Here is a 15,279-nt window from a genome sequence, read left to right as displayed (position 1 = left end):
TTTTGAGCAATCAGAATATTGTTGAGAGGATCCTTGCAAATTGTACATGGATAAGAAAGTTGTCACAGGGAAACATTAATGGCGTACTACAAAGACCATCGTTACAGGAGGGCTATATGTTTTATATCTACAGTGTCGGTTTGCTCTTCGGCGGACTGTCGATCATCAATCTGGTCTTCTCGTACCAAACCAAGCATATCCAGCATCTGTTCTGGCCTACCCTGCAGTTTCAGTTGTGGATGCTTCCGCTCTTTGTCATTGCCAATATGTGCATCGGGTACGGGATCCGCTTTGGTTACAAAGCCACCGATCAGCTGGGGTACACGTTGATCTTCTCCAAATGTCTGGAGATCCTGATATCGTTGGGCGTGGCTTACTTGTTCCTGAAGGAGGTTCCCACCTGGAAAAACTGGGCGGGGATCGGCATTATTGCGCTCGGGATCTTTCTGGTGAAGCAGAAATGAGCGCCCGTGCGCACGGATGCCTGTTTTGCCTAAATTCATTCTTCGCCAACATCCTTCGGACATCGGTACCTTGCTTATCGCTGTCTCTTCCCCATCCAGCCTTGTTCGAAGGCATAGCGGGTCAGCTGTACCCGATTTTCCAAATGCAGCTTTTGCAAAATGTTCTTCAAATGGTTCTTGACCGTATTTTCGGAAATGCAGAGGTCGCTCGAAATATCGCGGTTGGACAATCCCTCGGCGACGAGTCCCAGAATTTCCTTTTCCCGCGCCGTTAAGGGACTTTTGCTCGGGTCCGGCTTGTCGTATTGCGAAAATTCCTTCAGGATGCGGAATGCGAGTTCCCTGCTCACCGGTGCTTCGTCCACCGCAATGGCTTTCAGGTACTCGTGCCATGATTCGGGATTCAAGTTCTTTAACAAATACCCCTGGGCTCCACGCTTCAGGGCATCAAACAAATGGGCGATGTCGTCGGATACCGTGACCATAACGATCTTAACGTAAGGGAACTTGTCCTTCACCCGCTTGGTCGCTTCCAAACCGCCCATGCCGGGCATCTGAATATCCATCAAGATGATATCGGGCATCCATATTTCGGTCAGTTCCAGGGCATCCTCACCGCTTTGCCCTTCCGCCACGACCTCAAAGGTCGGATCGCTGCTCAAAATGGTGCGAATTCCTTCTCTTGCCAGATCGCTGTCATCGATGATTAACACGCGAAAAGGTTGACTGTTCATGCTGTGCTCTCCTTCCTGATGTTGATAATCGTCTGGTCGTGCCGCCTTTCCATCTTGAACTTCCAGCCCATGGCCTCCGCCCGATCCTTCATGATTTTGATACCATACCGGTTGCTGCCGAGCGGCTTGTCCAGATCAAAGCCTTTTCCATCGTCGGTGACAGTGCAATGCCAGCCCGAATCCGTTGTATTCGCGGTAATCTTGACGTGTTTCGCCTCGGCGTGCTTATGGATATTCAATAAGGATTCCCTGATCGAAGCCAGCAGCTCCACCTTTTCTTTGGCTGACAGCATGGCGTCCGGAATTCCCCACTTGATGTCGAAATGCAGGTCCGTCTCCTGCTTGATTTCCTCGATCAGGCTGCTCATGCTGTGCATCCACGGAATGGCTTGCGGATCTGCCGGGTAGCGGAGATTCGCAATAGCTTCTCTTACGTAGGTATTGGTACGATGAACGCTTTCCTTGATTTCCTGATACGGAATGTCTCCCGTACGGCCTGACTTCTCGATTCGGTCGATCTGGGCGTTCAGCAGGAACAAGGATTGGGCGATTCCGTCATGGAGCTCCCGGCCGATCTTCTCCCGTTCATGCATGGCTGCTTGCAATGCCCTCGATCGGTTCAACTCCTCTTGATTCCGTTCAATCAACGAAAATAACTGGGTAAGGAACAGTATGGAAACCAAAAAAACGATGACAGGTGCCAGCAGATTGCCAAGATCCATCGATATATAAGGCAGCAGGAACTCATGGCGAACATATTCCCATATGCCAATCGTCAAGGTTGGAATGATGAGTATCAACCATTTCATTTGTTTATAAGACATACCCTGCCTCCTATTTCAATATAAAAGTAATGTAATGACCCCGCCTTTCTTCCTACCATGTTACCATTGGTTATCCCTTCATTGTAACCAAAATCGTTCATGAGCGGAATGACTCAATAGAGCTACGAATAATCACCGGATTCTCTCGTGCTGTAATAACCTATTTACAATTCAAGTGCTAATCGCTTATAAAGAGTAAAAGATATCCATTCATTCCATTTCCGATGAAGGGGGCTGCAGTTGGATGACGCAAAAAATTGCAGTGATCATTGTACACGGATTGGGAACACAAAAGAAAAGTTATGCGGATAAATTCATGAAAAACTTGAGGGACACCTTCTCCCGGACCTCCGGCATCCCGCATGAGCAGTTGGCCATGGAGGCCGTGCATTGGGCCGATGTTTTTGCGGCACGCGAGGATGAATTAATCGGCAGCAGCATTAAACCTTACCGTTTACGTTATCAGCACCTCCGGCAGTACGTAATCAACAATCTGGCGGATGCCGTGGCTTATCAGCCCGTGGAATCCGAAGATCAGAACTACGAGGCCATTCATCGGACGATTAGCGAGGCGCTGCACCGCCTTGCCCTGTCAGCCGGCCCCCGTGCTCCGTTATGCGTAATCTCCCATAGCTTGGGGTCCGTGATCGCCAGCAATTTTTTCTACGATCTGCAATTTTCCTCCCGCGGGCATCGTCTGGTCGTTAATCCCGAAGCACCGCTGGAGCGAGGAGAACTTCTGACCTTGTTCTATTCGCTCGGAACCACTTTGCCGCTGTGGAGCATGCGTTATCGTGACTTTGACAAGCCGATCGTGGTTCCTTCAGCTCAGCTGAAGCTCTATTATGAACATCTGCTGGGTGAATGGGTCAATTTCTATGATAAGGACGATATCCTTGCTTACCCCCTCAAAAGCATTAACGAAGAGTATGACCGCACGGTACGCCAAGACATATCCGTTAACGTGGGTAACTGGCTGACAAGCTGGAATCCGTTGTCGCACAGCGGATATTTCTACAGTAAACCGATTCTCGAATATATCGCTTCGCAATTGGAAGCGACCTGGCGGAGCATAAATCAGGTTAAATAAGCAATGCCGCAAAGACATAGGATCTTTGCGGCATTGCTCCTATATGATGATCCGATCATAGAATGAACTTAAGCACCAATTCCAACGTTGATCGAAGATGGCAGCATGTTTTTCACTTTAGAAAGCTGCTGTTATATCAGATGGTTAGATTCATCACCCATTGCTCTCCGATCGGCCCCATTCTTCTTCTGCCTGTATCTTTGAAACCAACACTTGCATACAGCTGCTGAGCCGGTACATTCTTATGATTCACGACCAGCACCACCTCATTGCAGGAAGGAAATTCTCTCCTAATGAACGCTGGCAGCGCAAGCATCCCTCGTTTGGCGTAACCTTTACGCTGCTGTCGATGATCAATGGATAAAGCAGTCAACAGCATCGCATGAGAATGACTTGTATATTCCTTGACGCGCTCCGTAGCATGCAGGATAAAGAAACCGACAGGATGACCATCAGCTAAAATGACGATGGGAAACTGACCTTCCCCTAGGTGTAAAACTTCTTTCGGATGAGAGGTGAATTGGACTTGGTCCTCCGGTAGCTCGAATTCTTTCAAGACGGGCAGATGTTCTGCCGTGCGGACAACAAGCTGGATTTGTTCTGCGATTGGCATGGGCCCTCACTCCTCTGTCTAAGGTGACGTTGATTTAATCAAGTCTTCTTCGCGTTGAACATTTGTTCCCGCCTAATTATCCTGTTTCTTCGCCGTACCATAGCTGTCGGAAGCTTTCGCTGGAAGCCAGCAGCTGCTCCGCCGTGCCCTCGGCCTCAATCTCACCGCCGTTCAACACGATGATATGGTCAGCATGGTTAAGCGCAGCCTTCCGATGCGATACCACAAGACAAGTCGCACCTCCGCGCTCGCTGAACAGCCTCTCCCATAACTTGCGCTCCGTCTCAACATCCAATGCACTGGATAAATCGTCGAATACGTAGAGTTCCGCATCCCGTACCAACATTCTTGCCGCGGCTGTCCGCTGCGCTTGACCGCCGGACAGCTTGACTCCGCGCGGACCCACCATCGTCTCCAACCCATTTTGCAGATGTTTGATATCTTCTTCCATTACGGCCGCATGAAGCGCGCGTTCCAGACTGCCCGGCTGCTCGGATATACCCAACAGAATGTTGTTGCGCAGTTTGTCGCTGTACAGCCTTGGGATCTGCGCAGTATAAGCACTTTGTGGCGGTATGAAGAAATCAGCCGGCTCCGTTACCCTTTCGCCGTTCCATCGGATTTCGCCCTTTTCGGCTGGCAGCAAGCCCAGCAATGTGCGAACCAGCGTCGTTTTTCCGCTGCCTATCATCCCGGTTACGACCGTAAAGGTACCGCGCGCGAGTCTCAGATTGATATTCGAAATGCCCCGTCCGGTTTCGGGATACTGGTACGACAGCCCTTGCGCTTCCAGCAGCGAGAGCGGAGGTGCCTCGATATATGCCGTTTCCATCCCGTCTTTGATCGGAGCGCCGGCAGCGTGATTGGATGCCCCATGCGGTTGCCCATATCCTGCGGCATGATGACCGGAATTCTCTTCATGGGTTCGCTTGCTCTTAACCTTGCCGATACCAATGTAATGGGCTGCGGTAAGCAGAGAAGCCGGTGCTCCTTGCAGCATGGATTTGATGCGCTGAAAGCTGACGCCCATCTGCTTGTAATACGTCATGAAATTGCCGACGTTCGATATGAGCTGGGTAACAAATGTTAAATAATATACAAAGAGGGACAAATCCCCGACGGTAAAATCGCCGTTTCGCATCTTAAGGCTTGCGAGCACGAGGATCAGGCCGGTACCGAGGTTAACGGAGTTCGTGAATACGGAGGACAAAGTTTCCGTCAGAAGTTTATCCTTCACCATGGATTGGCGCCGTTTCTCGCTCAGACTTACGAAACGCTCCACCACGCGTTTCTCCGCTCCTGCGACCTGGATCGCCTGCACGTTGGCAAACATTTCGCTGATCGCCCCGGTTACCTTGGCGGTCGATTCCCGGCTTGCCGCCCTGTATTTCTGGATGCGCGCGGTTGCGATCTGGGCTGCGGTCACCACCAGAATCAAAGGAACGAACACGAGAATCGTAAGCTGCAGATCGATGGATATGAGAATCCAGCTGGCGACAATGACGAAACCGACAAGCCCTAATGTATCTACTGACCAGCTCGTCGCTTCTTCGGCCTGATCCACGTCATCCCGGAAATTGCTGATGGCTTCTCCGGGCGAGCAAGGGATCGCTCGCGCGCCGGGCTCCTTCATGACATGCGACAGCATATTACGGCGGAGCAAGGTGCTGATGCGGAAGCGGAAATGCACGTCTGTCATAAAGCCGCCGAAGATCAGCGCAATCCGTGCCAAGGCAGCGCCGATAAGCAGCACCGCAATCGCCCAAACGCCGTAAGGAAAAGAATAAGTGCCTTCCAAATGGTCGAAGAAGGCCTTGGTTAACAGTCCGGGCACAAGCGGGGCCATATGGATAAGGGACCACGCGAACAGGTTGATGAGGTACAACCCCGGGCGGTACATAATCAACCGCCAGAAAAAATGCCTAGTTTTCATGCCAGCACCTCCTCCATTCCAACGGCAAGCATGCGGCTGAACCGCGATTGCGGATCTGAGGCCAGCTCTTCCCTGCGGCCGCTTTCGAGCATTCTTCCGTTCTCCAGTATGAGAATCCGGTCGGCGCGCTGAACCGTAGCCAGACGATGGGCAATTATAATGCAGGTCTTCTCCTGCAGCAGACGCGAAATGGCTGCTTCGATCCGGTATTCCGTTAACGGATCAAGCCGGGAGGAAGCCTCATCAAGAATGACAAGACCCGGATCCGTCAAAAATACGCGTGCAAACGCCAGCAGCTGGGCCTCGCCCGCAGACAGGCTTCCGCCTCCAGAAGCCAGATTGGTATCCAGCCCTTCGGGAAGCGAGCCGTACCAATCCCCTAGTCCAAGCTCTTCTAACACGGATATAATACGGGTATCGGCTATGCCTTCATCAAACAAGGTCAGATTATCCCGGACGGTTCCCTCAAGAATCTCAATATTCTGCGTGACCATGGCGACCTTCCGCCTTAGTTCATGGAGCTTGCAGCCTCGAATATCGGTTCCCGCCAGCTCGATGCTTCCCTCCTGTGGATCATAGAAGCGTAGCAGCAGGCGTGCGATCGTCGTTTTGCCGCTGCCTGTACGGCCGAGCAGCCCAAGAGTCTGGCCCGGCTCAAGGCGCAGCTGCAGATTTTCAAGCGTAGCCTGCCCGCCCTCTTCGTAAGCGAAGTTAAGGTTCCGGAATTCCACCGACAATGGGCCTGACGGAAGCGGCGCGCCAGGGCCGTCTTTGATCCTGGGCTCGGTTGCAAGCAGGTCGCGGACCCGCATCAAGCTGGCATCCGCTTTTTGCAAATCCTCCAATTGGGTGCGAATCTTCTCAATAGGCTTGGCCAGCAGCTCCGTATAATAAAACACGAGATAGATGGAGCCGATCGTCAAGCCGCCCTGTCCGTTCTTCCACAGTATGGCGCACACGATAAAAGCCGCTGCATTGCCAAGCGCAAACACCAATATCGTGGTGCTCCACATCAAGAAAAATCCGATGAACGCACGAACGCGAACCGGCAGCATCCGCCTGGCCATCTCATAAAATCGATTCATGACATATCCGGCCGCCCCGTTGGCACGCGTATCTTCGGTTCCTTCAAGGTGCTCGCCGATGAATCCGTAGAAATCCGCATTCAGCTCGCGCCACCGCTTCCAGATCGGTATCGCAAATCGCCGGATATGTTGAATGACGTAAATGCTGCCGACCACAAACACCGTCATGACAAGGCCGATCCAGAAGTTCTCCCGATACAGCAAAGCCAGGATCCCGAGCATGAGGATCAGATTGCCGAACAGATGGATAATGAAACTGGAGAAGAAATTGGCGAGCGCATTCACATCGCCATCCACCCGTTCAATTAGAGATCCGGAGGTTTGGGTTTTGTGAAAGCTCATATCCAGCGACAGGCAGTGCTCCGCCAACTCGGCACGAAGCTTGTTGGTGGTCGTCCAGCCCAGGTTCTCGCTATAATAAGCAGCCGCTATGGAAACGCCTTGTTGAAGCAATGAAAAGAGAATAAAAAATCCTGCCGCATAATAAAGGGAGGTCAGGCTTCCCTCTCCTTGAGCCGTATCGATGAAATACCGGATGATCTGCGGATTGATCAATTGGAGTCCAATGGAAAATAACAGCAGCACCGTCAGGGCTGCCAGAAGCTTCTTATGGGGGAATACGTACCTGGCGAGCATCTCCCGATACATCCCAATCCCCGTGGTCCTTCGCTTGCTGTTTAACGTGTGATCGCTTTGCATTTCGTTTATAATCCCTCCGCTTCGGTTAACCCTATTGATAATAATAAGCTCCATGGTAAGATATGACAAGAACGTGGGTTCCCGTTTTTCAAATAAATTACTAGAAATCGTTATGGGACGCACCAGCACCAAGTAAAACCTGAGCCCTAGCTTCTGGATCACGCCAAGAAGACCAGCCCCTCGGCATGGGAGCTGGTCTTCTAACAGATTACGTATAGGAATCAAGATTTCTTATGTCTCTGCAACTATTTTCAAGAATTGATTGATCATTTCAGGGGTTATTTCCTGCTTCTCAGGCATGGTTGTAACGGCTGCGTTCTTGTCGACAGATTGAATGGCTACGTTGGATCTGACTCCATTCGAAGCGATACCGGTTCGGGCTTGACCATCATGAACGTTATCATGGTTGGCTAACATCATCATCAAAAAAGCACTTCCCAATCCGATCGACCACATACTCATTTTGTTTTTCTTGTTCATCGTCGTTGCTCCTTCCATCACTTGTAGTGACATACTTAGTATAAGGTCCAAACCTTAGTGAGAGATGAAAGCAATCTAAAATTCAGTTAAGCAAGTGACGATAGGATCAATTTCATGATAGTCCGTCTTTGGGCTGGATGCATAACATTGTTTTTTCATAGACTCGAACGAATCGTTCGCCTAACAAGAATAATAAAGTGATGCCGATAACGTTTATTTCCAAACCTGATCAAGCTTATCAGAATAAAAAGCAATGGCTCTCTGGTAGCTCCTGGTCCCCTCGTCATTACTGGTTTCGCTTAATTCTCTAAGCAGCAGTTCCATCGCCTTGTCATACTGTCGCAAATTGTACAAGGTCATCGCGTAGAACACCCTGAACTCCCGCGCCCCGGGGTAATCCCGCAGTCCCTGCTCGAATGTCTCCTTGGATTTGCCGTACATCCCCAATGTGCGGTATGTGCTTCCAAGTCCAAGCAAGGCGCCGCACCGTTCGGGATCCTTCAGCCCTAAAGAGATCGCCTTCTCGTAATAAGGAACCGCTTCGCTCTCAAGGCCCATCATATCATGCACCCAGGCCAGCTGATAATGGATATCCGGATCATCCGGGGATTGGGGCAGCAGCTCAAGGAGAATTTTTTTCGCTTCCTCCGGTTTGCCTTCGGCACGAAGTTCAATGGCTTGTTGTATCGTTGTCATGGGGCACATCCCTCTGAGTTTTATCCGCGTTTCCTACCTTATCTTACCAGACGCCATCCGCACTGGTCAAAATGCAACACCCGCCTCATCTTATAAATAGTCTAAAGATGAGGCGGGTGTCACAGGCTGCTAATGTTTATGCTTTGTTCTCAACGTTCAAAGCTGGCTTTTCCTCAGCCGCCATATGGGCTTTGCCCGGCCAGAACGCCCACTTGCCCAACAGCGTCGTGATTGCGGGTACCAGGAAAGGTCTCACGATGAACGTATCCAGCATAACCCCGATGGCCGTGATGATCCCAAACTGTACCAGCACTTGAATCGGAAGCGTGGCCAGTACGGCAAAGGTTCCTGCCAGGATCAAGCCGGCCGAGGTGATCACCGAGCTGGTCTCTCCAACGCCTTCTTTGATCGCTTGCTTCAGCGGCATTTGCTTCCGCTTTTGCCATATGCTCGAGATCATGAAGATGTTGTAATCCTCGCCTAACGCAACCAGGAACACAAACGAATACAACGGAATCGCTCCCTGGATGGCTTCGGCGCCCAGGCCGTAATGAATGATGATCCAGCCAAGCCCGAGGGCCGAGAAGTAAGACAAAATGACGGTTGCAATCAGATAAACGGTAGCTACAACGGATCTCAAATACACCAATAAGAGCAACGTAATCAAGCCGATAACGACGGGGATGATCAATTTGGCATCATGCTCGCCAGCGATCTCGGTGTCGTACTGGGTAGCCGTTTGACCGGAGATCCACACGGCTTCGGCCGGATTGCCGACACCTGCCTTCTCCAGTGAAGCCTCCGCGATCTCCCGAAGATCCGGAATGTGCTGCATTGCTTCCATGGAGTAAGGATTCATGGACAGCTCGATTTCATAACCGATGATATCGTTATTCTCGGCCCCATTCTGCGGCTCGGATACGCGATCCACGTAATCCAGCGCTTTCAGCCGCTCCTCGAGGTCCAAAGCTTGCCCCCCGCTGTCCACCATCACGCGAACCGGCGCAAGCTCTCCTTCCGAGAACTGCTCGCCGATGACGGCGAATCCTTCACGCGAAGGTACATCCTCAGGGAAAGAGGATAAGAGATCGTAAGTGAACTTGATTTGGGACGAGAACGTCGCGAGTCCACCCAGTAATACCAATGCTGCCAAAACGACGGTCCAAGGCTTCGTTGTCACCAAGCGGCCGATCCGGCTCTCCTTCTCCTTGTGAGGGGCAGGAACCGGCTTTCCTTTTTTCCGGGCGCGTTCCGCTTGCATCTCCGGGGTTCTCGGAATGAAAGGATAGAACGAACCTCTGCCGAAAATAGCCAACAATGCGGGCACCAATGTCAGACTGGCTATAAACATGATGAGAATCGACAAACTGAAAGGCACGGCAAAACGTTGATATGCCCCGTACTGAGCCAGCAGCAGCGCGAACAGAGACAATACAACCGTGAAGCCGCTCATCGCAATAGCGCCTGATGAGCTGGTAATCGCCTGAAACAAGGCCTTGCGTTTATCGGGCTCGTGCCATAACAGCTGGCGGAATCTCGAGATCAGGAACAAGCAATAATCCGTTCCGGCTCCAAAGAGCAGCACGGTCATAATGGCGATGGACTGGGAATCCACCGTGATCCAGCCTTGATCCGCCATGAACCCGAGAATCGGGCTTGTTACCATATACGCAAAGCCGACCGCAACCAAAGGAATCAGGGCCAGAATCGGTGAACGGTAAATCAACAGCAGCAATATCAGAACAAGAAGCACGGTTGCAATCATGAGCGATACGTCGGCATCCTCAAACAATCCGGTTGCATCAATAGATATTCCCACCGGTCCCGTTACGCGAGCGCTGATTCCGTCTCCGCTCTGAACGGCAGCCTGAAACGGATTGCTGCCCAGCAATTGTTCCGACCGCTTCTCCAGCTCGGCCGTTCCTTCCTTAAGCTGGTCCGTCTCCTGATCTTCTTCAAAAAATACAGGCATCACCAGCGTGCTCCGATCCTCTGATAACTGTGCGCTTAAGGCTTGCGGAGGCAGCTGATGGAAAGGAACGACGAACGTCTGATACGGGAGCGGATCGGACTCAAGGCTTGCCGTCAATTCCTGCAGCTTGGTCAGATCCTCTTCGTTTAATCCGCTTTCTTTATGCCATACGACGAGAGCCGGCACGCCGCCGTTGCTCGGAAATTCCTTGTCGGCCATCGCTTCCGCTACGACGGACGGAACATCCTCCTTCAGATTGGCTGCATTGTTATCCTCTTTATCTCCAACAGCCGGCCATAGCAAATTCAACGCCAGCGCGATGAGTATCCATACACAGAGCGTGACCCATTTGCTTCGCTTTCCCGCTACCCATTTTCCGTAATTCGGTCCTGATCCGTGCATATGCAGATCCTCTCCATTCCTACGTAGTCTTTGTACTTCATCATGGTTCTTCCTTCGTAAACCTTTCGATGCAACATTGCAAATTAATTATATATACCGGTCGGTTAATATTCAATATTTATTTTGAAAATGCGCCCCTCATGTCTTACACTATACACAGGAGGTCATCATGACAAAAATACGTAACCCCCGAAATCCCGGACGTCCCAAAGCAGCTGCCGATCAGATTCCCATCCAGGAAACGATCCTCTGGACCGCCTCCAAATTGTTCATGGAGAATGGCTACGAGTCCGTATCGTTGCAGCAGATCGCGAAGGCTTGCCAAGTGACCAAGGCTTCCATCTATTATCATTTCACAAGTAAACCCGAGCTGTTTAAAATAGCGGTAACCACGATTCTAGATAAAGCTTATGCTTCTACACATCGCTTTTTGCAGGAAGCCGATACCCTAGAGGCTGGATTGATCCGGGTAGCCGAAGCGAAGATTGCCAAGCCTCATGCCGAAATGGAGACCATGATGCGGGAAGCGGAGCCTTTCTTGTCTAAGGAGCAAATGGCCGCTATCCGTGAGGCGGAACAGCGGATTCATGAAGTCCTTGCCGAACAGATTCATCAAGCCATGCAATCGGGCGAGCTTCGGGAAGGCAACGCCTTGCTAATGGCACAGGCTTTCTCGGCCATGCTGATGCTGGGCAATCGTGAAGACACCCGAAGCGGTTATGCCAGCTCCCGTGATATGGCTGTTGACATCGTTGATTTATTCCTGCATGGGGCTGTAAGGCCTTCCAACGAGAATCTCGATGTGTAATTCCAAGCATAATCGGGCAAATTTCTAGACTAGAAGAGTTTCAACGACTACAACCAAAAAGAACGGAGGTCTGTTAATGACCTCCGTTCTTTTTGATGCCTGTTTAGATTTCATTCCAGAACGCAACGTCTTCCAGCGGCAATCTTACCGTCGGACGGCCTGGAGCGGCTGCTTTCCCGATGGCGATCAGCATCACGCTGCGGTAATGGGAAGGAATATGGAACTCCTCCACAAACCGATCCTTGTTATATCCGCCCATCGGAACGGTATCGTATCCTCTGGCGCGAGCGCTCAGCATCAGCTGCATGGAGATCAGTCCGGCATCCACGTCCACGATGCTTTCCTTAATGGACGGAGCCAGGTTCGCATACATATTTTCGGCCGTATGAATGAAGCGCTGCTTCACCTCTTCGGTCATATAACCGGCTTCTTCAGACATGGAATAAATTTTCTCGCCCTTCTCATACCATTTCAGATCGCCCAATACAGCGATGACGGCCGATGCTTGAAGAACATGCTCCTGATTGTTGGCAATCGGATGCAGCTTCTTCAAGAGGTCCGCATCATCGATCACAAGAAAACGCCATGGCTGCAGGTTGCTTGAAGAAGGCGCCAGTGTAGCATCCTTCAAGATCGCTTCCATCTCTTCTCTTGGAATCTTCACCGATGGGTCGTATTGACGAACCGAGTGGCGTTCCTGAATCACCGTTTGAAAATCGGGTTTTGTTGTCGTTGTTGCAGACATGGTTATCCCTCCAAATTTATATTGTGCAATATTCTGCACAGTTTATATCGCGACTTAACTGTGTTGTTTAATGCACAGTATAAAGCACACCTAAATTCTTTGTCAACCCAATTTAGAAGGGTTCATTGAGCGATGTCCGCGATCGTGCGCGACTCCAGTATTTTCAAGGTGCTCTCCTCAATCTCGGACAAGATGCCGGCAAAGGACTCCTTGATTTCCTCGGCAAAACAATGCCCTGCTGCCGCGTCCAGCATGCTGTCGCTAATCGAGCTGTGAACCTGAAGAATCGAGTATACTTCAGCCAGCGAAATATCGTGGGCATTCTTCCTCAGACGGTATCCCCCGTCCCTTCCTTCACGCGATTCAATCAGATCCGCTTGGGCAAGAGTTTTCAGCACGCGCCGAATCAACGTCGACTCCGAGTGGAGATACGATGCGATATCGCCGCTAGAACACTTGCCGGAGTGACGCTCAAGGGTCACAAGCGCTTGCACGGCAATACTGAAGGTTTTATAGGTGGACGGGCAGGCCATTGTCGATTTTTTGGAGGCCGCTTCTTTATTTATGCTCATGTTCCTACCCCCTTTTTAGAATAAAAAGCCCTTGAATGGGTACTCACCGGCAGAAGCAGATGTTCCCATCCAGCTTTTCATTATTGTAACGTAATCCTGACACTCCTTCAAGAACATAAGGGCCGCTGCTTAATGGCCCTCGTCCTCGACCAGCGCTTGCGACTCAAACAAATTCGCCTCCCGGTAATTCACGTCCATTCTAAGCTGGCTTGCCTGCGTCCGGTCTATATCGCCTTGCTCGAACATGCTCTGAATCTCGTTACGCTCGGATTGAATCGCTTTAAGTTCCAGTTCCATGCGTTCACTGCTCAGCTTCTGTTTTCTTCGGCTCCAAACGCGATCGTTCTGGAGAAAATGCTCCATTGCACGATAATCCGCGATTACAGCTTGCAAGATTTCCTTCTTCTCCGCCGGCTTCACCGCTTGAATCTCGACGATCGCCGCACGAATGGCCTCGAGCTTCAACGCCTTATACTGGTCCCAATCCGGATGATCCGGAGACATCGGCACTTCTTTGGGCTCGTTGTTTGTCAGCAAGCGCTTCAAATTCTGCCATAATGTTCTCATTAACAGCTTGATTTTGTATCGGCTGGCAAGCAGCATTTCGACTCTGTCAAGCGAGGATAGGAACAGCTCGGCTGCTCGCGTTGAGGCTTTATGTTCCTTAAGCCATGCTTCGGCAACGCTTCGCTCCGCCGCCAGGCCGATTTTTCTAACTGCGATCGTGGCTTCCCAGAACTCCTTCATGTCGCTCTTATCCGTGATATGAGATTGCTGAAGCCGCTTGGTATACGCATAGATGAGCTGGACTGCCTCTTCCTTGTTCTCGTCGGTCATTTCTTCCCGTACGGTGCGAAGACCCGCCTGGAGCATTTGAATCCGTGCTTCTTTTCCAGGATCGATCATCGTCGCCGTATCGGCATTTTTTTCCCGGGTCAACAGCGGGAGCAGGACACTCGCGATCACCAGGGTTAAGAGAATGACGCCCGCACAGATAAACAGCATCAAGCTTCTCTCCGGAAAAGGACGGTTGTCCGCAAGGGTCAGCGGAATGGAGAAGGCCGCGGCCAGCGTCAATGCTCCCCTAACGCCCGAGAGGGCCGTCAGCAGGGAAGATTTGAACTGACGGTTCGTTGATACCCATACCCATGCGAATCGCAGCAATATCAGCACAGCCGTTATCAAAAATATGTAACCGACGACTTGTCCGTTATTATAGGCAGGGTCACTCCATATTTGATTCACGACGCCCGGAATTTCATGCCCTAGCAGAATGAACACTAATCCGTTTAGCGTAAAAAGAATGACGGACCAGGTGCTGTCCGATACCACTCTGAGCTTGATGGACGCCGAGCGCATGCGATCCCTCTCCACTGCGTGGGTGACGCCCGCCGCAACGACGGCCAGAATCCCGGATACATGAAACTCCTCGGCTATGAGGTAAATGATAAACGGCGTCAGGATGATGATCAACATATGAAGCGTGACATCCTCCATACCGAGCCGGCGCAGCAGCATTCTGAACCAGATCACAAGAAATCCCAGCAATGCACCGATGATGATTCCTCCGACCGCGATAACCAAAAAACTGCCGATAGCCTTCGTCAGGGAGAAATAACCCGTCACCGTTGCTGCAATTGCAAAGTTGAATGCAACCAGACCGGATGCATCATTCATCAGAGCTTCGCCTTCAAGCAAATGCATGATTTTACCCGGCAGCTTCACTCTACCCGACAAGGAGCCTACCGCTACCGCGTCCGTAGGCGACAGTATCGCTGCCAGGGCGAAGGCCGCCGATAACGGGATTGCCGGAATGAGCCAGTGAATGAAAGGCCCCGCGATGAAGACCGTAGCAAATACGAGACCCAGCGCCAGCAGCAGGATGTACGATCTCAGCTTCCATAACTCGTCGCGCGGGGTCAGCTTTCCATCATTGAACAAGAGCGGCGCGATGAACAGAACCATGAACAATTCGGGATTCAGCGGCACATGATGAAAACCTTGGACATAGGCCACCCCGATTCCGAGGGCGATCTGGATCAGCGGGACCGGAATGAACGGCAGAAATCGATGGATCATATTGGAGATCCCGATCAAAACCAGAAAAATAAGGACCATTAAAAATATTTCCACCCTGCATTCGCTCCTTTTCTGAGGGGATT

The 15,279-nt window shown here is 51.1% G+C and carries 14 protein-coding genes; 3 read left to right on the top strand and 11 right to left on the bottom strand.

Features of this window, described 5'->3' with window-relative positions; translation table 11 throughout:
• Positions 1–116 precede the first annotated feature (116 nt).
• Positions 117–464, top strand: coding sequence for a hypothetical protein (locus JNUCC32_RS07595; RefSeq protein WP_015735863.1), 348 nt, complete (start codon positions 117–119; stop codon positions 462–464).
• A 74-nt stretch (positions 465–538) separates the two neighbouring features.
• On the opposite strand, the gene JNUCC32_RS07590 is transcribed toward JNUCC32_RS07595, so the two are convergent.
• Together JNUCC32_RS07590 and JNUCC32_RS07585 are read right to left on the bottom strand one after the other, a co-directional pair.
• Entirely contained in the window at positions 539–1,198 is a 660-nt protein-coding gene (locus JNUCC32_RS07590; RefSeq protein ID WP_096774162.1) for a response regulator, read from the bottom strand.
• Entirely contained in the window at positions 1,195–2,022 is an 828-nt protein-coding gene (locus JNUCC32_RS07585; RefSeq protein WP_192571542.1) for a sensor histidine kinase, read from the bottom strand. The genes JNUCC32_RS07590 and JNUCC32_RS07585 overlap by 4 nt, the downstream gene beginning before the upstream one ends.
• A 244-nt stretch (positions 2,023–2,266) precedes the next feature.
• On the opposite strand from JNUCC32_RS07585, the gene JNUCC32_RS07580 reads away from it, so the two are divergent.
• On the top strand, positions 2,267–3,112 hold the full coding sequence (locus JNUCC32_RS07580) for a chemotaxis protein (protein ID WP_145038061.1): 846 nt from the start codon (positions 2,267–2,269) through the stop codon (positions 3,110–3,112).
• Between the two features lie 136 nt (positions 3,113–3,248).
• Here JNUCC32_RS07580 and JNUCC32_RS07575 read toward each other — a convergent pair whose 3' ends face one another.
• From JNUCC32_RS07575 to JNUCC32_RS07550, 6 genes are all read right to left on the bottom strand, one after another.
• Positions 3,249–3,725, bottom strand: a complete 477-nt coding sequence (locus tag JNUCC32_RS07575) for a GNAT family N-acetyltransferase (protein WP_192571541.1) — start codon at positions 3,723–3,725, stop codon at positions 3,249–3,251.
• A 76-nt stretch (positions 3,726–3,801) separates the two neighbouring features.
• Positions 3,802–5,658, bottom strand: a complete 1,857-nt coding sequence (locus tag JNUCC32_RS07570; RefSeq protein WP_192571540.1) for an ABC transporter ATP-binding protein — start codon at positions 5,656–5,658, stop codon at positions 3,802–3,804.
• Positions 5,655–7,442 carry an ABC transporter ATP-binding protein gene (locus JNUCC32_RS07565; protein ID WP_192571539.1) on the bottom strand — a complete coding sequence of 596 codons (1,788 nt, stop codon included), beginning with the start codon at positions 7,440–7,442 and terminating at the stop codon, positions 5,655–5,657. The genes JNUCC32_RS07570 and JNUCC32_RS07565 overlap by 4 nt, the downstream gene beginning before the upstream one ends.
• 231 nt (positions 7,443–7,673) lie before the next feature.
• Complete coding sequence (locus JNUCC32_RS07560) at positions 7,674–7,922, bottom strand: hypothetical protein (RefSeq protein ID WP_036660860.1); 249 nt, start codon at positions 7,920–7,922, stop codon at positions 7,674–7,676.
• 213 nt (positions 7,923–8,135) lie between these two features.
• A complete protein-coding gene (locus JNUCC32_RS07555) occupies positions 8,136–8,618 on the bottom strand; it encodes a tetratricopeptide repeat protein (protein ID WP_096774167.1) in 483 nt (160 codons plus the stop codon).
• Between the two features lie 136 nt (positions 8,619–8,754).
• On the bottom strand, positions 8,755–10,992 hold the full coding sequence (locus JNUCC32_RS07550) for an MMPL family transporter (RefSeq protein WP_192571538.1): 2,238 nt from the start codon (positions 10,990–10,992) through the stop codon (positions 8,755–8,757).
• 169 nt (positions 10,993–11,161) lie between these two features.
• On the opposite strand from JNUCC32_RS07550, the gene JNUCC32_RS07545 reads away from it, so the two are divergent.
• Positions 11,162–11,800: a TetR/AcrR family transcriptional regulator gene (locus JNUCC32_RS07545; protein WP_192571537.1), complete on the top strand. Its 639-nt coding sequence runs from the start codon at positions 11,162–11,164 to the stop codon at positions 11,798–11,800.
• Between the two features lie 103 nt (positions 11,801–11,903).
• Here JNUCC32_RS07545 and JNUCC32_RS07540 read toward each other — a convergent pair whose 3' ends face one another.
• The 3 genes from JNUCC32_RS07540 to JNUCC32_RS07530 all read right to left on the bottom strand — a co-directional run bounded on the left by JNUCC32_RS07540 (position 11,904) and on the right by JNUCC32_RS07530 (position 15,250).
• On the bottom strand, positions 11,904–12,545 hold the full coding sequence (locus tag JNUCC32_RS07540) for a nitroreductase family protein (RefSeq protein ID WP_090908614.1): 642 nt from the start codon (positions 12,543–12,545) through the stop codon (positions 11,904–11,906).
• A 122-nt stretch (positions 12,546–12,667) separates the two neighbouring features.
• Positions 12,668–13,117, bottom strand: a complete 450-nt coding sequence (locus tag JNUCC32_RS07535) for an RrF2 family transcriptional regulator (protein WP_096774170.1) — start codon at positions 13,115–13,117, stop codon at positions 12,668–12,670.
• A gap of 129 nt (positions 13,118–13,246) precedes the next feature.
• Positions 13,247–15,250 (bottom strand): Na+/H+ antiporter, encoded by a 2,004-nt coding sequence (locus JNUCC32_RS07530; RefSeq protein WP_192571536.1) that lies wholly within the window; start codon positions 15,248–15,250, stop codon positions 13,247–13,249.
• Positions 15,251–15,279 lie beyond the last annotated feature (29 nt).

This window comes from Paenibacillus sp. JNUCC32 (assembly GCF_014863545.1).
Classification (GTDB): Bacteria; Bacillota; Bacilli; order Paenibacillales; family Paenibacillaceae; genus Paenibacillus_AQ; species Paenibacillus_AQ lautus_A.
Note: the sequence above shows the minus strand (reverse complement) of the source record. Positions and strands in the feature narration are given on the sequence as shown.